Annotated in this window: 19 protein-coding genes and 2 pseudogenes; 13 read left to right on the top strand and 8 right to left on the bottom strand. The window is 43.9% G+C overall.

Features of this window, described 5'->3' with window-relative positions:
• Window positions 1-228 precede the first annotated feature (228 nt).
• The 13 genes and pseudogenes from ACLGGO_RS19260 to ACLGGO_RS19200 all read left to right on the top strand — a co-directional run.
• The gene (locus ACLGGO_RS19260) at window positions 229-2442 is read left to right on the top strand and encodes a phosphoketolase (protein ID WP_446420520.1); all 2214 of its coding nucleotides are present in this window, start codon (window positions 229-231) and stop codon (window positions 2440-2442) included.
• 225 nt (window positions 2443-2667) lie between these two features.
• Window positions 2668-2925: a hypothetical protein gene (locus ACLGGO_RS19255; protein ID WP_446420519.1), complete on the top strand. Its 258-nt coding sequence runs from the start codon at window positions 2668-2670 to the stop codon at window positions 2923-2925.
• A 154-nt stretch (window positions 2926-3079) separates the two neighbouring features.
• Window positions 3080-7348 carry an NACHT domain-containing protein gene (locus tag ACLGGO_RS19250; protein ID WP_446420518.1) on the top strand — a complete coding sequence of 1423 codons (4269 nt, stop codon included), beginning with the start codon at window positions 3080-3082 and terminating at the stop codon, window positions 7346-7348.
• Window positions 7349-7365: 17 nt separating this feature from the next.
• A complete protein-coding gene (locus ACLGGO_RS19245; RefSeq protein WP_446420517.1) occupies window positions 7366-7608 on the top strand; it encodes a hypothetical protein in 243 nt (80 codons plus the stop codon).
• A complete protein-coding gene (locus ACLGGO_RS19240) occupies window positions 7608-8012 on the top strand; it encodes a PIN domain-containing protein (RefSeq protein ID WP_446420516.1) in 405 nt (134 codons plus the stop codon). The genes ACLGGO_RS19245 and ACLGGO_RS19240 overlap by 1 nt, the downstream gene beginning before the upstream one ends.
• A 74-nt stretch (window positions 8013-8086) precedes the next feature.
• Window positions 8087-8221: pseudogene (locus ACLGGO_RS19235) on the top strand (ACP S-malonyltransferase); the annotation flags it as partial.
• 22 nt (window positions 8222-8243) lie between these two features.
• Window positions 8244-8453, top strand: coding sequence for a DUF4926 domain-containing protein (locus ACLGGO_RS19230; RefSeq protein ID WP_446420515.1), 210 nt, complete (start codon window positions 8244-8246; stop codon window positions 8451-8453).
• Between the two features lie 657 nt (window positions 8454-9110).
• Window positions 9111-9353 (top strand): hypothetical protein, encoded by a 243-nt coding sequence (locus ACLGGO_RS19225; protein ID WP_446420514.1) that lies wholly within the window; start codon window positions 9111-9113, stop codon window positions 9351-9353.
• The gene (locus ACLGGO_RS19220) at window positions 9346-9546 is read left to right on the top strand and encodes a hypothetical protein (RefSeq protein WP_446420513.1); all 201 of its coding nucleotides are present in this window, start codon (window positions 9346-9348) and stop codon (window positions 9544-9546) included. Before ACLGGO_RS19225 ends, ACLGGO_RS19220 begins: the two co-directional genes overlap by 8 nt.
• 303 nt (window positions 9547-9849) lie before the next feature.
• Complete coding sequence (locus tag ACLGGO_RS19215) at window positions 9850-10227, top strand: DUF433 domain-containing protein (protein WP_446420512.1); 378 nt, start codon at window positions 9850-9852, stop codon at window positions 10225-10227.
• Window positions 10224-10616 carry a DUF5615 family PIN-like protein gene (locus ACLGGO_RS19210; protein ID WP_446420545.1) on the top strand — a complete coding sequence of 131 codons (393 nt, stop codon included), beginning with the start codon at window positions 10224-10226 and terminating at the stop codon, window positions 10614-10616. The genes ACLGGO_RS19215 and ACLGGO_RS19210 overlap by 4 nt, the downstream gene beginning before the upstream one ends.
• A 214-nt stretch (window positions 10617-10830) precedes the next feature.
• Window positions 10831-11427, top strand: a complete 597-nt coding sequence (locus ACLGGO_RS19205; protein WP_446420511.1) for a Uma2 family endonuclease — start codon at window positions 10831-10833, stop codon at window positions 11425-11427.
• Between the two features lie 124 nt (window positions 11428-11551).
• Window positions 11552-11650: pseudogene (locus ACLGGO_RS19200) on the top strand (type II toxin-antitoxin system VapC family toxin); the annotation flags it as partial.
• 110 nt (window positions 11651-11760) lie between these two features.
• Here ACLGGO_RS19200 and mutL read toward each other — a convergent pair.
• The 8 genes from mutL to ACLGGO_RS19160 form a co-directional block, all read right to left on the bottom strand.
• Window positions 11761-13497, bottom strand: a complete 1737-nt coding sequence (gene mutL / locus ACLGGO_RS19195) for a DNA mismatch repair endonuclease MutL (protein WP_446420510.1) — start codon at window positions 13495-13497, stop codon at window positions 11761-11763.
• A gap of 96 nt (window positions 13498-13593) precedes the next feature.
• Window positions 13594-14100, bottom strand: a complete 507-nt coding sequence (locus ACLGGO_RS19190) for a Rab family GTPase (RefSeq protein WP_446334183.1) — start codon at window positions 14098-14100, stop codon at window positions 13594-13596.
• A 78-nt stretch (window positions 14101-14178) separates the two neighbouring features.
• The gene (locus tag ACLGGO_RS19185) at window positions 14179-17025 is read right to left on the bottom strand and encodes an OmpA family protein (protein WP_446420509.1); all 2847 of its coding nucleotides are present in this window, start codon (window positions 17023-17025) and stop codon (window positions 14179-14181) included.
• Window positions 17026-17336: 311 nt separating this feature from the next.
• The gene (locus ACLGGO_RS19180) at window positions 17337-17948 is read right to left on the bottom strand and encodes a hypothetical protein (RefSeq protein ID WP_446334181.1); all 612 of its coding nucleotides are present in this window, start codon (window positions 17946-17948) and stop codon (window positions 17337-17339) included.
• Window positions 17949-18449: 501 nt separating this feature from the next.
• Window positions 18450-19268 carry a DUF928 domain-containing protein gene (locus tag ACLGGO_RS19175; RefSeq protein WP_446339102.1) on the bottom strand — a complete coding sequence of 273 codons (819 nt, stop codon included), beginning with the start codon at window positions 19266-19268 and terminating at the stop codon, window positions 18450-18452.
• Between the two features lie 16 nt (window positions 19269-19284).
• Window positions 19285-20097 (bottom strand): DUF928 domain-containing protein, encoded by an 813-nt coding sequence (locus tag ACLGGO_RS19170; protein WP_446339101.1) that lies wholly within the window; start codon window positions 20095-20097, stop codon window positions 19285-19287.
• A 232-nt stretch (window positions 20098-20329) separates the two neighbouring features.
• Window positions 20330-21166, bottom strand: a complete 837-nt coding sequence (locus tag ACLGGO_RS19165) for a DUF928 domain-containing protein (RefSeq protein ID WP_446420508.1) — start codon at window positions 21164-21166, stop codon at window positions 20330-20332.
• A 507-nt stretch (window positions 21167-21673) separates the two neighbouring features.
• On the bottom strand, window positions 21674-22522 hold the full coding sequence (locus tag ACLGGO_RS19160) for a DUF928 domain-containing protein (RefSeq protein WP_446420507.1): 849 nt from the start codon (window positions 22520-22522) through the stop codon (window positions 21674-21676).
• Window positions 22523-22684 lie beyond the last annotated feature (162 nt).

The raw sequence follows: 22684 nt of genomic DNA, 5'->3' as shown, positions 1-22684 counted from the left end.
GTACCTACAGGCATTCGCTCGCCATCGTGATCGCACCCCCTTCATTACCCTCTGCACACCCCCTGCTGGAGAAATGGTTAGACCGCGACGCTGGGGAACGAAGTCTGATTACCTTGAATTATCACTAAATAACGCAGACCTGATTGAGTTTAACAACATTTAAGTTGCAAAACGTTGTAAAATTTCCATAAAGTTAATCTACCGATACAACTATTTAAGGTACTCAGCATGACTGCAACAACCCCAAAACCTACGTCACCCGTTCCAGCCTTTTGCGAAGGCATCCAATATTTTGGGCAAGCCTTACCGGGTTTGGAGACGTATGGAGGCAAACCTGCCATTGCTGAGGGCAACGTTGCGATCGCATCTCCATCTGACCCGGCGGCTGTCTTCCAAACCCTCCTAGCGGCTGATGCCCTGCGTTACCTAATCCTGCAAGTCACAGCATCCAAAGCATCCGGTCATCCCGGCGGATTTGCCAGTGTTGCCGAAGGCATCGCCGCATTAATCATGCTGGGCTACAAAAATATTATTACCGAAGTGGGACACCATGCCCCCGGCTTTTACAGCACCATGTTCTTAGATCGTTCCCTAGAGGACATGGGGATTACAACAGTACAACAAATGCGGGAACGCTTTCGGGAAATGCATGGACTCCTCGGACACCTTTCCGGTCAAATTCCTGGACTCCTCAACCCGGCTGGACCCCTAGGACAAGGGCAGCATTTCGCCATGGCGGGGGCATTACTCCACCGAGATACCCTCTTCCCGGTTACGATTGGCGATGGGGGGATTGGTGAACCCTACATAATGAGTAGTTTCGGTCACTTCCACACCGCCTATCCCGATGTCACCAACTTCCTACCCATCTTAGTTTGGAATGGATACTCCCAGGAACACCACAGCATGGTATCCACCAAATCCAATGACGAGATGATTAAATACTGGGAAGGCAATGGATTTCAAGAAATTATCTTAGTCAATGCCAAAGACTTTGACGACGCCAACCAACCCGGTGAATACGTTGATAGCACCGCCTTTTCCTGGGAAAAACGCTTGGAATTTACCCAAGCCGTACTAGAAGCTACGGATAAAGCCGCTAAATCTGCCCTTGGCGGTAAGCTGACTGTACTGATTATCAAACAGCTTAAAGGCGCGGGTGTCCATGATCGAGGCGCCAAAGCCCACAACCTCTACGCTCACCATACCCTAGACAATGAAGAAATTGTCAAAGCCTTGAAACAGCGTGCCTTACCCCCAGAAGCTTGGCAACTGGTACGCACCAACTCTGAACGCGCCGCTGGAGGTCCGGCATCTCATCAGGTGGTGACAGAGAAAGAATTACCCCTACCGGATTTAGGCACATTACCCTTAAACGAATTTCCGGTTAAGGGTGATAAGCAAGTGGCGACAACAGCGATGGGGGCTTTAGTTGCCTATGTGGGTAAACAAGACCCTAACTTTATCATTTCTAATGCCGATGGCAATGCCGCCTCTGGGATTAATAACATTAATGTGGCGCTAAAGATTCTCCATCCTACCCCCGATGAACTCTATTATCAGGGACCCAAGGGTCAGGTTTACGAACCGTTGAGTGAAGATGCTTGTGCTGGGTTAGCGGCGAGTTTAGCTTTGTTTGGTGCCCGTACTCTTTGGTGTTCCTATGAATCCTTCGCGATTAATGGGTTACCGATATGGCAAACAGTTACCCAAGCCATGGCAGAATTGCGTCGTCCGACACCGGCTACGATTACCTTATTTACTGCTGGGGCATTAGAACAAGGGCGCAATGGTTGGACTCACCAACGTCCAGAGATTGAAAATTACTTTGCTGCCATGATGCGGAATGGCAATGTGTTTCCTTTATTTCCCTGTGATGCCAATAGTATCCAGGTGTGTTATGACTGGGCGCTGACGATGAAGAATAAGGGAATTACGATTACAGCGAGTAAGTCTCCTTTACCGGTACTAACCACATTTGAGCAAACCCGTCAAGCCTTGAAAGATGGGGGTATGGTGCTACATGACACAGAAGGGAGTAAGAAAGTGGTGTTTGCCGTGATTGGCGATATGACACTGATTCCCGTATTAGATGCAGCGGTGCATCTGGAAAATCAAGGGATTGGCGTGCGAGTTGTTTCCGTGATTAGTCCCCGGCGTTTGTATCGTCCCCATGATGTAGCGTGGGAAACTTGTACAGATCCTGATAGCCACTTTTTAAGTGATCAAGGGTTTGAGGAGTTGTTTGGTGGCGATGCGTTGATTGGCGTAACCGGAGGTGCCAGTGCCATGCTGGAACCGTTGATGTTACGGAGTACCGTTAAGCGCGATATTTTTGCCTGGAAGCGCGGGGAAACGGCATCAAGTGCGGGTGAAATTATGGCATTTAATGGGTTAACGGCAGAGAATTTGGCGAAGCGGGCGACTGAGTTGGTTGGCTAGAATTGAGGTGAATTAGTTGGCTTTCCCCTACCTGAGTTAGTCTTGGGTAGGGGATTGTTATGATAGCACCACTAGCGTTAAACCGCCTTGGGTTTCAACCCAAGGCTAAAAGCGCAAGTCAGCTAAAGCTGACTGGATAAGAGTTTTAAGTCCATTTTAATGGACTTGGGTTCTTGGCTTATGCTGGGACTGACAAATGTGCAAGATCTCAGTCAAACACAATTTATGACTATCTCACTATCTCTGCAAACAATAATTGAATCCATCGAAGCCCTTTCTGTTGAAGAGCAAGCTTTATTATTTAAACAACTTTACAGGCGAAAGCTGGAAAAGCAGCGTCAAGAGAATGTCAAGGAAATAGCTGAGACAAAAGAGAATGAGCCAGGAACAGGCAAGTCTGCCCAACCTCAGAATCCTTTACTACAGATTCCTGCTACGCTCAAAAATAATCCCTTATTCGATGAGGTATTAGGATATCGCTGACATAAGCGAGGTTCGTAGTTGCGCTCTATTCGCCATACACTCTCGCATCGTTTACTAGAATTAAGGGATATAACATTCTTTGTCTGTCAGTGCCATTAAATTTAAGCTAAACTGATCTTTAAACAAGAGTTTTATCTCTCTAAAGTTATTCAGCATGTCTGAGCGGAATTACGATTGGAAAAGGTTTTGGTGTCCTCGATCAGGTTATATTGATCTTAGCGATCGCGGATATTTGGTCGATCCAGAATCAGAATGGGGACAGCACTATAATACTAACCTTGTGACGCTTGAGGCGATCGCTGATATTCCATGCTTGGTTTTACTGGGAGAGCCAGGTATCGGCAAATCTCAGGAGATGAAAAACCTGAGAAGGTATACAGAAGGGACAACTAACCAAACCCATAAAGTCCTTGCACTCAATCTTCAAGCCTATGGCAGCGAGGAGCGGCTAGTTCGCAATCTATTTGAATCTAGACGTTTCACTGACTGGATAAACGGTACACACCGCCTCTATGTATTTTTGGATAGTTTGGATGAAGGTTTGCTGAGGATTGAAACCTTAGCAACATTGCTAGTTGAAGAACTTGGTAAGGAGGAATACCGCGAGCAACTTAGTCGCCTCTCTCTCCGAATAGCATGTCGGACGGCTGTTTTTCCCAAGGTTTTGGAAGAAGGATTAGAAAAACTTTGGACGAAGGACAATTTAAGAATCTACGAGTTGACTCCACTACGTCGAATTGATGTAGAGAGAGCCGTAGATAGATGTGGCTTAGAGCCTGCTGTATTTATGGACGAGGTTGATCGCAAAGGTGCTGCACCATTCGCAATCAAACCAATTACGCTGGACTTCCTTGTGAATATTTTTCAGCGTAACAATGGACAGTTTCCTGCAAATCAGCGCCTCGCAGATCTCTACCTTCAAGGATGTAGAGTACTTTGTGAAGAACCGAGAGATAAAAACTATCACCCGCAAAGAAAACCTAACCATCTTGAGGTTGAACAGCGTCTGATTATTGCAGCCCGTATTGCTGCTGTCACCGTTTTTGCTAGACGATTTGCTGTTTGGATTGAGCAAGACTTGGGAAATATTCCTGATGAAGATGTTCTGTTCAGAAAACTCAGTTTGGGAAGTGAAACTGTTAATGTAAGAGTTTGCCCAGTTACTGAACACGCGATTAGAGAAGTTTTGGACACTGGACTGTTTTCATCTCGCGGAACAAATCGAATGGGATGGGCACATCAAACTTATGCTGAATTTTTAGCCGCCTGGTATTTGCTACAGCACAATTTTAATTTGGCTCAAGTTTTGGATCTGATTATTCATCCAGATCAGAGAGTTGTTCCTCAATTGCAGGAAACAGCGGCTTGGCTAGCTAGTATGATGCCTGAGTTGTTTCGAGAGATTGCCAAAACAGATCCAGATGTTTTACTTCAAAGTGACATAGCGACAGCTACTGACATCGACAAAGCAACTCTTGTGGAATCGTTACTTCGAGCATACGATGAAGATCGATTACCTTATTCCTATAGATTTTTGCAATATCAGCACCTGAATCACTCAGGAATAGCGAGTCAACTTCAGGCATACATCGCTGATTCCGGCAAAAACGATTTATCAAGACTTACGGCGATTGATATTACCAGAGCTTGCAACGTCAAAGATGTTCAATCTAATCTTGCCGATGTAGCCATTGACTCATCACAACCTTACTTGATTCGGTATGCGGCGACACAAGTGCTAGGTAAAATTGGAGATGAGGAAACAAAAGCAAAATTAAAACCACTCGTGCTTGGTGAGCATGAAGATGATCCAGAAGATAAGCTCAAAGGCTATGCGCTTAAGGCAGTCTGGCCCAAACATATCTCAGTGGAAGAATTGCTAGCAAATATTTCGTCTCCAAGATCTAGATATATAGGTGGTTCATACCAAGATTTTATTGCACGGCAACTCACAGAAGGACTTAATATTGCTGATCTACCAGCAACTCTTAAATGGTTAAACCAAAAGTTTCCCCTAGGTTACGAACTAAACTATCCATTTTACGAATTGTCAAAGTCAATAATGATCAAGGCTTGGCAAAATCTTGATGAACCTGGTGTACTTTCTGCTTTTGCTGATGTCGCCATGCTCAGGTTGCAAAAATATAACAGTATTTTTGATTCTCGCCTTCCAGTTGATGATACTCCTGAAGCACCGCTCATAGAATCGGATGAGAAGCGCCGAAAACTTATAGAATCAATAATTTCATCGTTTTCTGATCTAGAGGAAGATATTGCATACTATATACAACCAATCACTCTATCTGAAGACTTTTTTTGGCTCATAGATCGCCTCCTGGCAGAGCCATCCAAGCAATTACAAAGAGTTTGGGCAAAACTTCTACGATGGAAGATGAAATGGAAGAACACAAAGCACATTGATGCAATTATAATTGTGCGTGATTATAACTCAGTGCTGAGAACAGAATTTGACTTAGATATTACTTCCATTGAACTAGACTCAGAGAGAGCAAAGCAAGCGAAAGCTGATTATTTACGATACAAAAAAATCTTGCAGCATCGTGAAACTAAACCTTTACTCGATCCCCCGCCAAAGCAAAGAGTAGTGGAATTGCTGGAAATAGTAGAACAAGAGCAACCTGAACGTTGGTGGCAAGTATGTAATGAATTAACCTTAAAACCAACAAGTACTCACTATTATTTTCCTGACACACCAGATTTAACAAAACTTCCAGGATGGGCAGAAGCTGACGCTGATACAAAAGCGAGAATCATTAAAACAGCGGAATTATACCTGGATTCTGGAGAGCTAGATGTTCAGGGGCTGCTACAAGGAGATAACTTAACGACTGACTCTTTTGCTGGCTATCAAGCGCTATACTTACTAGCCAAGCAAGAATCATTCTTGATTTCAGAGATTCCCCAAAATACCTGGATTAGGTGGATGCCCGTTATTCTCAAAGTTCTAGATATTTATCTGGGTGAGACAAAAGATAACGATGAATATTGTCAGAAAATACTCAAAGCCGCTTATCAAGCAGATCCGAATAAATTTATTCACCAACTTACTGAGTTAATGATTCATAATAATTATCAGCCTAAACGTGTTTACAGCTATGCATATCGCTTGACTATAGATTCCTTAGATGACTCATTAGTGATACCCCTATTAAATAAAATCAAAAAATCTGAAATTACGGCTGGACTGTTAAATGTACTTTTGCCAGATTTATTCAAGTGTGATTTTAATGCAGCAATAGATTGGGCTATATCATTAATTACGCTTCCAGCGATCGCATCTGAAGAAGGACGAGCTAAGGCACTGGTTGCGGCTGATGCTCTTATGCCGTATTTAGATGATTCAAGTTGGAAAAATGTTTGGAATTTAATAGAAAAAGATATTAGATTTGGACGAGAATTTCTTGAATCTGTGTCATACAAAGTCAAATATGATGGGAACCTAGAGCAGTATCTCAAGGAAGATCAAATAGCAGATTTGTATATTTTCTTACATAAACACTATCCTGAACAGCAAATTGAAAAGGAAACTGCTGAGAATGTCAAACTCAAAGGTAGTGAGGCATGGGTAGTCAAACCAGATGATAGTGTTCGGATGTGGAAAAACTACATACCTCAACGCCTGCAAGAACGAGGCACTCCAGAAGCTTGCGACGCACTACGAAAAATTATCCGTGAGCTTCCAGAACAAAAAGATAAACTACAACAGAGGCTATTGGAAACTGAGATTTTAGCACGTCGCAAAACCTGGAAACCACCTGAACCAGAAGCATTACTTCAATTTGTTAGCGATCAAGATAAGCGTCTTGTTCAAAATGGTCAACAACTTCTCAATGTGCTGATTGAATCTCTAAAGCGTCTTGAACTAGAACTTCAAGGAGAAACCCCTGCTGTTAGAGATTTATGGGATAAGGTTAGCGACAAGACTTTCAAACCTGTAGATGAAAATGCCTTTTCAGATTATGTAAAACGATTTCTTGATAAAGATTTGAAATCAAGAGGCATTATTGTAAATCGTGAAGTAGAACTGAGGCGTGGTTATGGAAATGAACCTGGAGAGCGAACTGATATTCATGTAGATGCTGTCCTAAAGCGACCAAATGGTGAAACGTATGACTCGATAACTGTAATCATAGAAGTTAAGGGGTGTTGGCATAGTGAAGTTAAGACGGCAATGGCTACTCAGCTTGTTGAACGTTACTTAAAAGATAATGTTTGTAGTTATGGTTTGTATTTAATTGGCTGGTTCAGTTGTCCTCAATGGGATGCTCAGGATTCAAGGAAGAAAAAAACGCAAAAGATTAGTATTGATGAAGCTAGAAATAAATTTGACCAACAAGCTGAAAAAATATCTTTATCCGGCAATGTAGTTCGAGCGTATGTACTTAACACGACCCTACGATAAGTTAACAAGGAAAACCAATGCAAATCACAATCAACATCCCCAAAGATCTGGAGCAAAACCTGATTCAACAAGCTACCCAACTCAATATTCCCCTTGAAAGCTTTATCCTCCAATCCTTGCGTCAACTGACTCAAACAACCCAAGGCAAAGTTGCCTGTTGGTCAGATACTATCCTTAGCTATAAAGGTGATCCTGACTTTCCAGCATTTGAATCATATCGTGATGAACTTGTACCACCCCGCGAACCGGAGTTATTCTAATGCGCTACCTGCTTGATACCTGCGTCATTAGCGACTTCATCAAAGGGGAACCCGGTACCCAAGCCCAACTCAAGCAAACGCTGCCAATTGACATTGCGGTTTCCGTGATCACGGTTATGGAATTGCGCTATGGCTTACAACTCAACCCTCAACGCGCTCAGAAAATTGAACCGATTATTACCAGTTTTCTCAGTTCCATTACTCTGCTTCCTTTTGGCATTTCAGAAGCAGAACAAGTGGCTCATATTCGTGCCATTCTCAGATCTCAAGGACAGCCAATTGGCGCTTACGACGTGCTAATTGCTGCTACTGCCCTTCAGTACAACCTCGTCATGATCACTGCCAACCAACGGGAATTTGATCGAGTTCCTGGGTTACAAACTGAAAACTGGCGACAGTTATAGAAGAGAATTATTTTAAGAGCAAAATTTTGGATATCACGCCCAATGAAGCAAGCTGAAAAAGGCGATCATAGATGTATTCTGTCGTTACAATTGGTAGTCTTGAGCGCCTTGACGAATTTGACTATCGAGAGCGATGTGTTGAACGCCTCATCGAGATTGTACTGGACATTGAAAACTATATGGGGGTTGGTCGCTTATTCATTCCATAGTGCCAGATGAAGGAGCTAATTCATGAAAATACAATACCCTCTGTTTTCCCAAGTTGCTCTGGCTCAGGACTTACCAGAATACAATTTGAAACGGGGAGATATTGCAACAATTGTGGAATATTACCATAAGGCTGAAGGTGAAGAGGATGGATACAGCTTGGAAGGATTTGATGTGCCTCAAGTGACAATCGAGGTTGCCGCCTCGCAAATTATCCCCGTTGTTCAGTGGTAGCGGGAAGAAATCATATTACGCAAGTTGCGTCAGCTATCAGAATTAAGACAGCAACAATTGGAGGAGTACCTTGATTTTCTCTTGCAAAGAGAGAAGATAGCAAGATGAATAAAAAACAACTTTTTTATACCTGCCAAGACCTTATAAGAGAACAAGTTGAAGCAAGGATTCTATTTTGCAAGTCCTGCCATCGTAGTCTCAACTCCAGCTCAAGGATTTGAACAGTTCTTTGGTGACGATTCGTTATGATAGAGAAAAAATGAGGGGTATAAAAGCATTTATGACCATTTCACTATCTCTGAAAACAATACTTGAATCCATTGAAGCCCTTTATGTTCAAGAGCAAAGTTTATTATTTGAACAACTTTACAGGCGAAGCTAGAAAAGCAGCGTCAAGAGAATGTCAAGGAACTAGCCGAAACAAAAGAGAATGAGTCAGTAACAGGCAAGTCTGCCCAACCTCAGAATCCTTTACTACGGGTTCCTGCTACGCTCAAAAATAATCCCTCCAAGTGACTCGATACATTCTGGACAATGCTCATGTCACACGAAAGTTCAACACAATAGCAAATTTTATTATCGTTACGCGAAACCAAGGTGATCATGATCTATAATTTTAAATTAAATACTAAACATTAGTTTTAACGAGGTATCACCATGACACATGAAGAGTTGTTGAATGAGTTTTTGTCCCTGCCGACTGAAGCACAACGTCAAGTTATAAACTTTATCGCTTTTTTTTTAAAATACAGGGAAACTGAACTTATCTCTCAAGCAAAAAATGTTGATTTAATCAATGATCCATTCATTGGGATGTGGCGAGATCGTCAAGATTTAGCTGATAGTACGGCTTGGGTGCGTAGTGTTAGAGAAAACGAGTGGTCAAAATCCCGTGGCTAATCCAACTATTGTAGATACCGACATACTGATTGATGCTGGTCGTGGTATTTCTGACGCCGTTATCTGTTTGCAAAATTTGAAATCCAGTTCTAGCTTGGCGATTAGTATAGTCACACAAATGGAATTAATTGTCGGCTGTGCTAACAAGGCAGAGCTAAAAATCAACGCGATTACAGATTCATTCAAGGTTTAAACCTATTGTCGTATCCGTAAAGCAATCGAATTATATTAGTAAGCTAATGTTAGAAAGCTTAGTTGATAGGTTGGACTCTTGAAACGTAGGCTCTCGCCTTCTCGTACTCGCCTAGGAGAACCCGAAAGGTAGAGTAACCCAATGCAAGCGGGTTAGACTCAGGACTTACACACAAACGCCATTTATGGTAGGGGCACGGCAATGCCGTGCCCCTACAGGTAGCGCCTGTGCTTACCCCAAATAAAAATGACGGTTCATATTGTATAGATGTAATATAAAATTAGTTGGAGAAAGGCTACAGATATGACTTTGACATCAAATGGAAAAGCCGCAATCATCCGTACAGAACGGGGACTGACTATCGTAGGTACACGCATCACCCTCTATGATGTGATGGATTTTTTGAAGGCTCAGTATCCCCCTAAGTTGATCCGCGATAAATTTAACCTTACGGATGAGCAAATTAATGCAGCATTGTCTTATCTTAAAACCAATCGCACTCAAGTAGAAGCTGAATATCAAGACGTTCTGCAAACCAGGGAAGAAATTCGCCACTATTGGGAAGAGCGCAACCGCGAACACTTTGCCCGAATTGCCACAATGCCACATAAACCAGGTCAAGAAGCTTTATGGGCAAAGCTAGAGGAGCAAAAAGCCAAACGCGCCTCAAAATCGCCATGAATTTTCTGGTAGACTACAATCTTGATGGATATGCCCTGGTTTTTCTTGGGATCTTAACCAAAGGGGGCTGGCTGGAGTTTCTGTCTATCCAGTTTGTAACGTTTACAGAAGCTGGATTGTCGATGGATAGTAGCGATCGCCTTGTCTGGAGCTATGCTCAAGCCAACCAAATGATGATTCTCACAGCGAACCGGAATATGAAGGGTGATGATTCATTGGAACAAGTTATACGCGAAGAAAACACATCAAATTCATTTCCTGTGGTTACAATTGGTAGTCTTGATCGCCTTGACGAATTTGACTATCGAGAGCGATGTGTTGAACGCCTCATCGAGATTGTACTGGACATTGAAAACTATATAGGGGTTGGTCGCTTATTCATTCCATAGAACCTCCCATTTTGGCAAATAGCTAAAATCTGGGGCTACACAAACCGAATCCGGGTTAGCCACCCCCTTTATAATCTAGTCCGCGCAGGCGGACTTTGTTTGTGTAGCTGCGACTTCCAGTCGCCATGGCAAAAAGGGTTGTACTTAATTATTACTAAAAGTATTTGTTATTAAATCGCCTATGTGTACTCCCACTGAAAACTTGAACTTGGCTATGACTATACAACTTACAGAAGAACTAAACCCAGTTAACGATCAGTATTTTATCTTACCCGGTCGTTATAATTGGCAGCAATTCAAGGCAATTCAAGCCGTGATGCAAGATGTGCCTGGATTAAAACTAACTTATCTTGATGGGTGTGTGGAGTTCATGACTACAGGTGAAGACCATGAAATGATTAAAAAATTTATAGCGATTCTCATAGAAGCCTATTTATTTGAAAAGGGGATTCGATTTATCCCCATTGGCAATGCAACTCGTGAAGCAGAAACGAAAGGTGCTTCCTTTGCTCCCGATGAGTCTTACTATATTGGCACAAAGAAAGAGCATCCTGATCTGGCAATTGAAGTGGCTCTCACCAGTGGCGGAACGGATAAACTCAAAAAGTACAAGCGGTTTCAAATTCCTGAAGTTTGGTTTTGGAAGAAGAATAAAATTTTAATCTACCGTTTTCAGGAAAATGACTATGAGCAAGTTGAGCGCAGTGAGTTTCTACCTAAATTGGATTTAGAGTTGCTGGTGCACTGTGTGCTAATGTCTGATATAGTTGAGGCGAGAATGGCGTTTATTGATGGGATACGACAGTCGTAATTTCCGGGTTAATCTCATGTTAAATTATCCCCTTTTGCCACGGCGATTGAAATCGCTGCTACACAAACAAAGTCCGCCTGCGCGGACTGGGTTATAAGGGGGGTAGCTAACCCGGATTTATTATGACATTGCGGTTTCCGTGATCACGGTTATGGAATTGCGCTATGGCTTACAATTCAACCCTCAACGCGCCCAGAAAATTGAACCCGTTTTAACGGGTTTTAGCTTTTAGCCCGTAGACGCGGATCGGCTTCTCTTTGAGTACTTTAGTTCAGGGCTTAAGTTAACGACTCTAGCAATACGATTATGGCGAAGACAGCGCAACTACAAACGTTAAATGCCATGGCTTTTGCCAATCACCCAATGACGACGGAAAAAACGAGCTAGCGCTGATTCTTCTAGGGGTAAGTAAATCGGGCGCCCGTGGGGACAGGTGCGGGGGTGGCGAGTCATTTTCCATTGATTTAATAATGTCTGCATCTGGTCTAACGTTAAGGGTGTGCCATTGCGAATTGCACTGCGACAAGCTGTGGCAACTTGCGCGTTTTGTAAATCTCCACCTAAACTGAGTTCTAATAGGGCATCAGCACAGTCGTCTCGCTGGTGCAGCAGGGCGGGTGCGTTACGAACTGCCCACATTTGATCGCCAAAGGGTTCTATTTCTAACCCAATCCGTTGCAGTTGTTCGAGTTGAACTGGGGTTAAATGGTTGAGAATCACAGGCGGTTCTAGGGGAACAAGTTGCCAGCGATCGCGCAGTTTTTCGTACAAGACTCGCTCATGGGCAATATGCTGCTCAATTAACCACATTCCTGTATCATGTTCTGCCAGAATATACATGTTACGCACCTGGGCAACGGCTTTTAATTCCACTAAGCCAATATCCGAAGTATTACGCTCCTGTTTTGGTGATTCATCCAGGTGATAGACACCCTTTTTTGCCGAGGCTGTCAGTAATTTGCCGACACGATGGGATTGAGAGGCGGTGCCGAAATTTTCCGCCCCAATCCGCAAGGCTTTTTCAATGGCTTGGCTAATTTGTTCTTGCCAATAGGAAAGAGAATGCAGATAAATCTCTGCTTTGGCGGGATGACGATTCCAATCAATTTGACTAGGGCAAATTTGTAGGTGAATAAAACAAATCGGATAGCGATCGCGCGGTAAGGTTCTCGCCATGGCGGTTAGAATCGTCTGTTCCAATTCTGGCGATCGCACTAATCGTCCATTGGTGGCTACTTTAACCCAATCTGGGCGGTGACGGTGACAGCGATCGGGTAATCCTAACACTAAATGTAGAGACGCCCCATGGCGCGTCTTTAGGATTGAGTTGTAAGTCAACTCCCTTATCTCCCCGGCTCCTCCGCTCCCCCCCTCTGGTGTGGGAACATCTACGGTTAATTGCTGCAAATCATGCACGCGCACTTGTTTGAGGAGTTGCGGGATGATCTGTTGAGCCGTTTTACCCGGACTTATTGTAAACCAGGAGCGATCGTTTTGCTGAACTTGCCAGGTAACTGATGGATAGCAAAGGGCTATATTTTGAACCGTGGCTTGTACCATTCGTTGTTGTTGGCTCCTCGACGGTAATCCCTGACGACGCAGACGCCACTTGCCAAATAGATTCGAGACACTCACTACTGTACCCGGCGCGATCGCAACCGCTTCTGTGCCTTCTGTTTCCCCCTGAGTATTATACGCACAGCGCCATCCCTCCAACGTACCTGTTAGTCGGCTGCATATCTCTAATTCTGCTAACGCCGCAATACTATGCAAGGCTTCACCACGAAATCCTAGACTGGTAATCTTGTACAAATCATCGCGACTTTGAATTTTGCTCGTACTGTGCGCTGACGCAGCTTTTTGTAAATCTGTCAAGTCCATACCCGTGCCATTATCTGCCACACGCACACGCCATAGATCAAACCATACAGCCACCGAGATGCGCGTCGCCCCTGCATCCAAAGAATTTTCTACCAATTCTCGTACCACGGCGGCTAATGAATCAATCACCTCGCCAGCCGCAATTAAGTTAACAACCTCCGTCGGTAGGGTTTGAATAGGACAAGTCATAGTTTTGAAGTAGGGGCGAGTTTAGACTCTTACGTTTCGCTGTTGAGAGTTTCATTCAATCTGGGTAATCTGTGTTTACAGAACGGCATAAAAATCCTAAGCGTTTAATATTTTATAAGCAAGTTGTCCAAAAATTTCATCGACGTATACACCTGTTTTCGCTGAGGTTCGATAAAGTCCTGATGTTGGATTTAAGTCTTTATCCTGAACGATTTGAACCAGTTCGTTAAGTTTTACCGGTTCGACTAAATCCGATTTATTTAAGGCAATGGCAATTGTACCTTTAGGATTAACCGATAAAAATAGGTTAACATGTTCATCTAATCGCTCAATGGTTTCCATGCGGCTGACATCAGCAACGACGATGACACCACTCGCCCCCTGTAAGTAACTGGGAGCGATTGATTTAAATTTAGTATGTCCTTCCAAGTCCCAGATGAGTAGCTGTAAATTTACGGATTCTAATATTTTCCGGGAGATCTTCACACCGACAGTAGATAGATACTGATCGCTAAACTGACCTTCGACGAAGCGGCGAATTAAGCTGGTTTTGCCCACGCCAAAGTCACCGACGAGACAAATTTTCTTGGATATTTTAGCCATTGGTTATTGGTCATTGGTTATTGGTTCAGGGAATAATTTTTGACTTTTGACCCTTCGCTTCCCTAGTCGGGCATACTTTCAACGTGTAATCGCCTCAAATTCAACAAATCGGCTGTACTTATGGGGTTCATCAACATACACGCCTGCGGGGGGTTTGGTGGTTCCGGATATTTCTAAGCGTCTAGCATCAATTCCCTGACGCACTAATACCTCAGCCACGGTTTTTGCCCGTTCTAGGGCTAATCCTTGATTTTCTAAAGGTGTACCACTCGGATCACTATGACCAATGACTCGGAGTGATTGGTTGGGGTAATCTTTGAGGAATTCTGTCAAAGCGTCCATTTTGTCTTGTTCTGACGCTTCTAATTCAGCGGAATCGAGATCGAAGTAGATGCGAGAGGCTAAGGCTAGAGGTTGTAGTTGCACGGTGTTGGTTACAGAGTCCACTCCGGGAATTTCCTGCAACGCTTCGGTAATTTTCTGGGCATCTTTGACCTGAATTACACTGCCTTCTACAGTAACTTTACCGTCCTGGAAGTTTGTCCAAATTGCCAAACGTTCGGTTTGATTGAGAATAGCGGTAACTCGCTCAACCTCGGCGGCTACTTCAACTGGATCAGGTGGAACTTTGATGGCAATGATATCATTTTCTATCTCACCATTGGGTATAGTCTTTTGGGCAATTTGTCCCGCTTTTTCGACCAGATATTGATTCGGCAATTTACCAGACAACGTAATCGTATCGCCTTGTGCTTCGACATTTAAACGATAAACAGCGAGTTCGGGATCAGATGCCAAAGCCACGGCGGTTTCTTCCTCAAACTGATGATTAATACCACTTTGATGCAGATAAAAACCCCAAGGAATAAAAATCAGACCCAATACAGAAGCACAAAGGCTTAACAAGGCTACAGGAACTTTACGCGGCGACTGTTCTGATTTGGGATTAACCAGGGTCAATGATTCCAGAAGTGACGGGATTTGAGCCGGTACATTATCCGGATCTCCATCAAATAATTCCATCGCCTTCCCATGGCGGAGAACAATGGTACTCAAGGCGTCGCGTATTTTATCGATAAATGACTGTGGGGGATCGCCTTGCGTCACCACGGCGAGATAACAGTACCCGGCGACTTCCAGGAGAATGTCACAATGTCCATATTCGATGCGATCGAGTTCTGATATTTCACCAGATTGAATAATACAATCATTCACAAAACTGCGAATGGCTGTCAACATCCCCGCCACCATATCTGACTCCAAATGTTGTTTGCCAAAGGGTTGAACTTCAGCAATCACTAATCCTGATGCTTTGTGAATCAGAAAAATCGCCTGGATGGTGAATGGCATTGACTCTTTAAAGATGAGTTCTGCCTCAGAGATTCCCTGGCTTCGTGCCCGAATTTTGCGACTAATTCCCTCCATACTTAGGGAGTTTTCCACTTTCTGGTCAATCGCCCGCATTGCTTCCGATAAATATTTATAGAACGTTCCCCCCATGACTGGATAAAGGGCGTCTACCATTGTATCCCGTTCTATCTCAATTTGTTCTTTAATTGCCGCACTCATTTCCGGGGCAATTGCCCGGGCAAATTCCCCCGGATTGCTGAGAATTTGATAGTTAACAGCGGATGGAATAATCGGCGCCAAGGCGGAACAGATTCCCTGTTTATCTTCTTTTGTTTTCGCCTCGATCATCTGATCCACAATTGGCGCGATCGCACTTGCCATTTCTTCTCTGGCTTCAGCGATTTTCATGCTTAAAATCTGAGTAATTAAAGGCAAAAGTAGTTTAATTAAATTTGTCGGATCGTATATCTGATTTTCTAGAGCTGAAAATTTTTCCTTGAGCAGTTCAATGCCTTCTTGTGAATCGAGAAGATCTGGCGTCAGTAGTAATTTTTGCAAGCGTTCAAATTCATCCTCTATATCTACATCATAAGCTAATATTGATTCCTGGCTATAGTTATCAGGTTTATATTGAAGCTGGGATGATGATTCTGTAGACTGTTCATATTTCTCAGCTTGCGGCTGATTGGATTCACTTAAATGGGATGAGTACGTGCCGTTTTCTGATGAATCTAATTGCGATTTATTCAATTCTCCTAGCGCTATTAAGAGTTTATCAGAGATGGAAGAATCGCTGGATTCGTTAGGTTCTTCAGACAGGTTTTCAGGTGAGGTTGGGTTGATCTGAGATTGATTTAAGGGGTTAGAGTTTTGGGAAGATGATGACGCAGTAGTCGGATGATCAAGTAACGATTCAATTCCCCCATTTGATAAACCCTCTAATCCGGTTAGAGTCTCCTCTGAAGCGAAATGATCCGTAGTGTTTTGGTGTGTCCCATTAACCTGAGATGGATGGAGTGACGGTAACGGCGATAAGAGTTCGGGATTTTCCGCTTGTTGGTTATCCGAGGGACTTAAGTAAAAAGCATTAAATGTTTCTTCAGGCGTTTCTTCAGGTTGAGATAACTCAGAGAAAGCATCTCGCTTTTTGGTGTCGTCATTGATGGTTAAATCAGACGATTGGATTGATGTAGTATTGAACGGGAATTGATTCAATCGCTGGACTTTCCCTTCTAAGGGGGAAGCAACAGGCTGTAAGGACTCAGGCTCTAATTCCTCTATACTAGTGGCATCTGAGCCAATGCTACTTGGATAAGCTCTACTTTCTTCTCCCCCTGCTTTCCCGCCGTAACCTGCTACGTCTTTACTTGCTTCCTCTGCTTCCCCGGTTTTGTCCACTTTCTGTCTCTTTAACTGATCAGTGTGGGGTTCATCCTGAATTTTCCCGTTCTCCTTTGCGGAAGACATTTCTGTTGCGGCGGCTTCAGTTGAGTTAGGATTCTGTAAATCCATCAATAAATCCAGCAAACCCTCTAGCTGGGATATGGCAGATCCCTTTTTTTCTGGTAAAGCCATAATTTGATCCTGCCTTGTCCTATATTGGCACCGAGTTCCGTAGATGCAGAATTGAGTCAAATGCCAAGTTTGACTCAATTCTAATCCTATTTATCGAGGACATCCACTACATTACTAGCTTTGAGCCAACATTTGGCTGAACGTTGGGACTAATAGTGATAACGGGAGCATGTCAACGCAAGTAGGTTGGGTTGAGGTACGAAATCCAACGAGAGCAGGTTAGCTTGAAGATTATGAGCTTTCCCTGACACGCTCCCAGTGATAACAAGCAACTTGAGTGAATGACAACAATTCATCTGTCATCTCGCCTCTTACTGAGACAAGGGACTCGCTTCTAAAAGCCGAACATCAACGTCTACATTATTACCTGCTGCTTCTTTCAGCTCAGGAGCAAATTCCGTTCCTTTAATTCTTAATCCTAATTCAAACAAAATATCTGCCATATCATCTTTATCAATTTTGCCATCATTAATCAGGGAAAATCGTCGTTCTAGTTCTTCAAAAACATAGGATCTTAGGCTTCTAAGGTCTTCTTGAAGTTTTTCCCGAGTTTCTGAGAGTTCGTTATGCAAATTATTGGTTTGTTTTTCTAAGCTATTATCAAGGGATTCCAAATTCCCAGAAAACTTTTTGTTGACTATATCGATGGTTTGCCGAATCTCAGCATTCTCGTTTTGCACTGTCATATTCAGCGACTTCAGTTTTTTCTCCAGGGAATCTACAGCAGCTCGTAGCTCCGTCACATAAACAGTCTTGGTTTGCTCAATGCGATCGCGCATTTCTTGTTGGATCAACGTGAGGTTCGACTCAATTTTGTCAATTCGGCTATCGTACTCTCGTAATTGAGCGCCGAAGATGATATCCCGGATTTGGTCAATATTACCCAGTCGCTCGCGCATTTGGTCTTTGCTGATTTCTGCCATGCTTTTCCCTCTCTCTTGGTTAAACTGTCGGTTGGCTCAACTGGATTGGTTTGCAGTAAATATCACCCGATTGGGGGTTGACACTACTATAACACTGCTGCTATCTCTAGAAGACAAGTCAGAATCATTCCAGGTAAAGTCTTTCCAACTGAGTCAGTTATTGGATTGACGGCTTGTCTCATAAAAACTCTTCCGTTGCGGGAAACTCCGTGTCTTTAGACCGGGGTTGCTTACAGGAGTTAGTTGGGTAAGATGTCAACAAGTTTAGCGATAGTTTTCTTAGATCACCAATCGAGCCGGAAAAAGTTGACAAATTAAATATTATATGAGTCAGTAGAAGCAAGACATGTCCTGCCCCTACTGATGGTGGGTAAAATCGATTACGCTATTTTAGTGCATTCGTTGTATAGCAACCGCTACAACGATTAGGACACGCCTGCTTGCATCGAAACAATAAACGGCATTCGTCTGAGGTCCTAATGACCTTGGCTACTGCTATAATTATGGTTGTGCCGAAGGTAAGGGTACATTAACAGGAGTTTTCTGAGACGCCAGTGACTCACCCACCAGATTGCTAAGTCCCGCCGCATTCAAAAGCTTAACCCACTGATTCGTCACTTCTGAATCACTCGGATAGTTGCGGCGCAGTTCAATGAGCTGTGCTAGAGTATCCTGCCAAAGTTCTTCCTCAGCATAGAGTTCCACTTTTTTTATCGGTGATGCCTGTGCTAACTGAGTTTCTAGGGTAGGATCGAGTGCTACCCGTCTCACCCATCCTTCAACCACCAAATCATTAGAGCGTTCGTCTTGGGGTGGGCACAGAATTGAGAAAGACCAACGATAATCCTCACCCACCGCCAAGGGTAATAAGCTAACGTCGTGAGGTAGATTCAATGTGATTATGCCTGACTTGCCGTTAGTCCGGAACTGGCTTTGATAAACCAGATTTCCCTCGCTATCCTCCAGGACAAACTCAACGGGTAAGGTTGTGCTGGGAGCAAGTGAAGCGGGTAGGTAAACAAAAAAGCTAGGATAAGCCGCAACGGTTGTACCAAAGCCATCGCTAGGGATTAAAGCCGTTAAGGGTTTCCCTACAACAGGGCAATTGCCCCCAGAACCTCGGGTTGCCCCTCCTTCAACACGACTCGGTGCGCCGATTCCTCTGGGGGGTTGGTATTTGTTGGTTGTCCAGGTTTGGGGTATTCCTTGAGCCTGGAGAATTTGGGGGCTGTGGATCAGGGCAAAGCTTACGGCAAATAGCCCTAGTTTTACCCCCACAGCCAGAGAAAATCGGCAAAAACGATGTCGCATTGATACCATGACGGTGACTCAGTAATTAGTTCGGATTTGTTCTTGCCTTCTGAGCTACTGGTTCTTCGACAATTTGCTCTAGTCCTACTGAACTGAGCAGTCGGCTCCATGCCGCCTTTAAAGTGGGATCATTGGGGCGAGTGCGACGCAGTTCCACTAAGGTATTGAGCGCATCATACCAAAGTCGTTCCTGAGCATAGATACCCACTCGCTGTTCCGGCGTTGCTTGTTGGAGGCGGCGTGCCAGATTGGGATCGGGTTCCACGCGCTCGAATACACCATCGACATAGACATCACCAGAGCGATCATTGGTATTGCATATTAACCTTAACTGCCATTTATATTGCTTACCAGTCTCTGGGGGAAGAACACTACTTTCTAAGTTAGGCAGCGTTAAGCTCATGATACCGGGGGTATCAACAACGTATTTTTGATCGGTGTCATGGGCGAAGGCGTACTTCGTGGAGTAAATTTCCTCACCATTGGCATTTTGCACCAACAACTCTACCCCCCAACCTGTGTTTTTCGGTAGATACCAGGAGAGAGTAGGATACTCGGCTATGGTTTTGCCGACACCAGACTCAGGAACCAATGCGATCGGAACTCGACCTGTGTTTTCAGTAATACAAGGTCCTCTTGTACCACCACCTTCTCTATTACCTGGAAGACTAGCACCTTGCCTGTCTGATGGAGTGAATTCCCATTCGGTAGGGATTTCGCGGCTGAGGGGTGAATCTCCTAACTGTGCTTGTACCCCGGTGGCAATATTAGCCACAAGTCCTAGGGTTAACCCTAAAGCTACTACAGTAAAACGGGATGAACGAGTAAACCAAGCCATAATAATTTAGAACTCCTACTTAATCAGAGTCTTGCTTTTGGAACAATATGTCTAAGCAGACACTTAACCTTCCTACAAAGGGGGTGATAATTGCAGAATTTTCAGGTTTTTACTTAAATGATTTGCCTGAATATTTCTATTTTAGCGTGAGATAGGGAGTGAACTGACACCCATAATTCCCCTCTTATCTGAATCTTTATATTAATTTTTCCCTATCTTGATATTGATTGTTTTATTCAACAGAACTATCTCCTGAGTTGGACAACGATTCAGGTAAAGTGGCACTCCTGTTTGGATTCAATTGCTCAGAAAGACTTTGTAAGCCAACTGAGTACAATAACTTGTTCCATGCGGCTTGCACGTTGCGATCATTGGGAAAATCCTGATGGAGTTCTACCAATGTCTCTAACGTGTCATACCAGAGCAATTCCTGGGCATAGAGGGCTACTCGTTCTTGGGGAGTTGCCTGTTGAATCCGCATGGTTAACGTTGGACTCGGTTCAACCCGCTTAATCCCACCACCCACTACAATATCGGCTGAACGCTCCATAGGGTTGCAAACCAGTACTAATTGCCAGTAATATAGCTGATTCGCTTTCAGGGGAGCAAGATTGGCAGAGGTGGGAATGTCTAGGCTCATAATTCTGGGCTTATTTGTCTCCCCTGTCGCCGACGGCTTCAAGGAATACTTAACCCGGTAAATTTCTTCATCACTAGCGTTCCAGAGTACAAACTCAACTGCCGATGCAGTTGTTGGTGGCATATACCAGAATAATTTGGGATATTCTGCCAACGTTTTGCCGATCAACGATTCTGGAACTAAAGCTATTAGTGATTGATCAGGCGGGGTACACTCTGGACCTCGCGTTCCACCAGCTTCTCGATTTACAGGAATCTGATCGGCCGTTGAACCGTCTGGAGTTCTGAAGCCCCACTGATCCGGTAGTTGAGCACCCAAAGAGGTAGTTCTAACCTGGGTTGGCACTTGAGCGACTAGATTGGTCGCTAGCCCTAGTGTCAACGCGATGGTTAAAAATGTTAGGTTTGATAAGCGGGTGAAACAAGTCATAATTCAGATATACACTCGTAGAACCGAGTCCTTAGTATATAGATGTTATAGCAGAAGCCAATGTTCCAGACTTTGGTTAGTTTCCGTCAAACATTATCAGTTAGCTGGGTCACTCAAGCATCTGCCTTTAGTGGACTGTTGCTGAATTAGGAGTTTGTCGTCAGCACCGCCAGCACGGCTAGTACGCTTTGAGTCCGACGATGAACCTTGGTTATGCCAGTACCCTTGTTTTAGATTGTTAATATTTTAACTTTAGACATAGGCAATTCCGGAACTTTGTTTCCACTCTTATCTAAATCTTCATCACTCTTAAAGCCGATTCCTGATTTCTGTACCTTTATCGCCTGAAAAATTAAATTCTTTGTAAAGATATAAAATCTTCTTTATCTTCTCTCTTGTCTCCTTCAAGTGGGAAAGAGGGGATTGGAAATGGGTGAACCGGGAAATTCTTCCTTGTCTCCCCCGCACCTGGAGCGCCTGGAGAACCCCTGCACCCAGAAGCGGTGATCACAAACTTCTGTCGTCCTGCTTGATTAATGTGCTACTTTCCCTGACAAAGGGTTGGGCAATTATATCTAGCCCTACAGACTTGAGCAGTTTGTTCCAAGCTGTAATCACCGCCTGATCGTTGGGGCGATCGCGCCGGAGTTTAACCAAAATCTCTAATGCCTCGTACCAAAGTCGTTCCTTTGCATAAAGTACCACACGTTCCTCAGGTGGTGCTTGCTGTAAGCGACGGGCTAGGGTAGGGTCAATTGACACTCGCTCGATTGTGCCTGCCATATAAACATCACCGGATGGATCATTGGGATTACAGATTACTCTGACAATCCAGTCATACTCTTGACCCACTTTCAGCGGCAGAGAGCTACCATCTAATCTTGGTAGAGTTAAACTGAGTATGCCTGGAGTGCCAACCACCAATTGTGCGTTTGTACCCTGATAATCTTTTGGGGTGTAACGGGCAAAGGCGTACTTGGTCGAGTAAATTTCCTGATTATCACTATCTGTTAGCTTAAACTCCATGCCCCAAGCCCTCGTTTGGGGTAGATACCAAAAGATAGTGGGATACTCCGCAATTGTCTGTCCCATACCAGATGCTGGTACTAAGGCGACGGGATAACTGCTTAGGCAACCCGCAAACGGTAAATTGCGGCTATCTGGTAGACTTGAATCACCAGAATTAGGCAATGGCGCGGATTCCCATTGATCAGGTAACTGAGAACTGATGGAGGTATTGCTCAACTGCGCTTGTATCCGAACGGGCTGTTTCAGGCTTAACCCCACCGTTACAACTATTGTTACTAAAGCGGTTATGGCAACTTTGTGTGGGAAGAAACGGATGAATTTAAGCATACATAAAAAGCTACTATTGTCAATAAAACTATTGAATGAAAACTATCCAAAATAGCTAACCCATGTTCAAATGTGTTTACGCACATTTAGCTTGCTTCGCCGGAAGCCCCGCACCATAGCGGTACACCGAAGAGGTGTCGGGATGGATAGGCGGTCAATCAA

Origin of the sequence: Coleofasciculus sp. (assembly GCF_046565525.1) — a bacterium.
Classification (GTDB): domain Bacteria; phylum Cyanobacteriota; class Cyanobacteriia; order Cyanobacteriales; family Coleofasciculaceae; genus Coleofasciculus.
Note: the sequence above shows the minus strand (reverse complement) of the source record. Positions and strands in the feature narration are given on the sequence as shown.

Bases quoted from the DNA above. Each gene is read 5' to 3' on its own strand.
- ACLGGO_RS19215 (WP_446420512.1), top strand. From the start codon at position 9,850: ATGACTTTGACATCAAATGGAAAAGCCGCAATCATCCGTACAGAACGG.
- ACLGGO_RS19185 (WP_446420509.1), bottom strand. From the start codon at position 17,025: ATGGCTTTACCAGAAAAAAAGGGATCTGCCATATCCCAGCTAGAGGGT.
- ACLGGO_RS19250 (WP_446420518.1), top strand. From the start codon at position 3,080: ATGTCTGAGCGGAATTACGATTGGAAAAGGTTTTGGTGTCCTCGATCA.
- ACLGGO_RS19255 (WP_446420519.1), top strand. From the start codon at position 2,668: ATGACTATCTCACTATCTCTGCAAACAATAATTGAATCCATCGAAGCC.
- ACLGGO_RS19240 (WP_446420516.1), top strand. From the start codon at position 7,608: ATGCGCTACCTGCTTGATACCTGCGTCATTAGCGACTTCATCAAAGGG.
- ACLGGO_RS19225 (WP_446420514.1), top strand. From the start codon at position 9,111: ATGACACATGAAGAGTTGTTGAATGAGTTTTTGTCCCTGCCGACTGAA.
- ACLGGO_RS19205 (WP_446420511.1), top strand. From the start codon at position 10,831: ATGACTATACAACTTACAGAAGAACTAAACCCAGTTAACGATCAGTAT.
- ACLGGO_RS19260 (WP_446420520.1), top strand. From the start codon at position 229: ATGACTGCAACAACCCCAAAACCTACGTCACCCGTTCCAGCCTTTTGC.
- ACLGGO_RS19170 (WP_446339101.1), bottom strand. From the start codon at position 20,097: ATGGCTTGGTTTACTCGTTCATCCCGTTTTACTGTAGTAGCTTTAGGG.
- ACLGGO_RS19160 (WP_446420507.1), bottom strand. From the start codon at position 22,522: ATGCTTAAATTCATCCGTTTCTTCCCACACAAAGTTGCCATAACCGCT.
- mutL (WP_446420510.1), bottom strand. From the start codon at position 13,497: ATGACTTGTCCTATTCAAACCCTACCGACGGAGGTTGTTAACTTAATT.
- ACLGGO_RS19245 (WP_446420517.1), top strand. From the start codon at position 7,366: ATGCAAATCACAATCAACATCCCCAAAGATCTGGAGCAAAACCTGATT.
- ACLGGO_RS19175 (WP_446339102.1), bottom strand. From the start codon at position 19,268: ATGGTATCAATGCGACATCGTTTTTGCCGATTTTCTCTGGCTGTGGGG.
- ACLGGO_RS19210 (WP_446420545.1), top strand. From the start codon at position 10,224: ATGAATTTTCTGGTAGACTACAATCTTGATGGATATGCCCTGGTTTTT.
- ACLGGO_RS19230 (WP_446420515.1), top strand. From the start codon at position 8,244: ATGAAAATACAATACCCTCTGTTTTCCCAAGTTGCTCTGGCTCAGGAC.
- ACLGGO_RS19165 (WP_446420508.1), bottom strand. From the start codon at position 21,166: ATGACTTGTTTCACCCGCTTATCAAACCTAACATTTTTAACCATCGCG.
- ACLGGO_RS19190 (WP_446334183.1), bottom strand. From the start codon at position 14,100: ATGGCTAAAATATCCAAGAAAATTTGTCTCGTCGGTGACTTTGGCGTG.
- ACLGGO_RS19180 (WP_446334181.1), bottom strand. From the start codon at position 17,948: ATGGCAGAAATCAGCAAAGACCAAATGCGCGAGCGACTGGGTAATATT.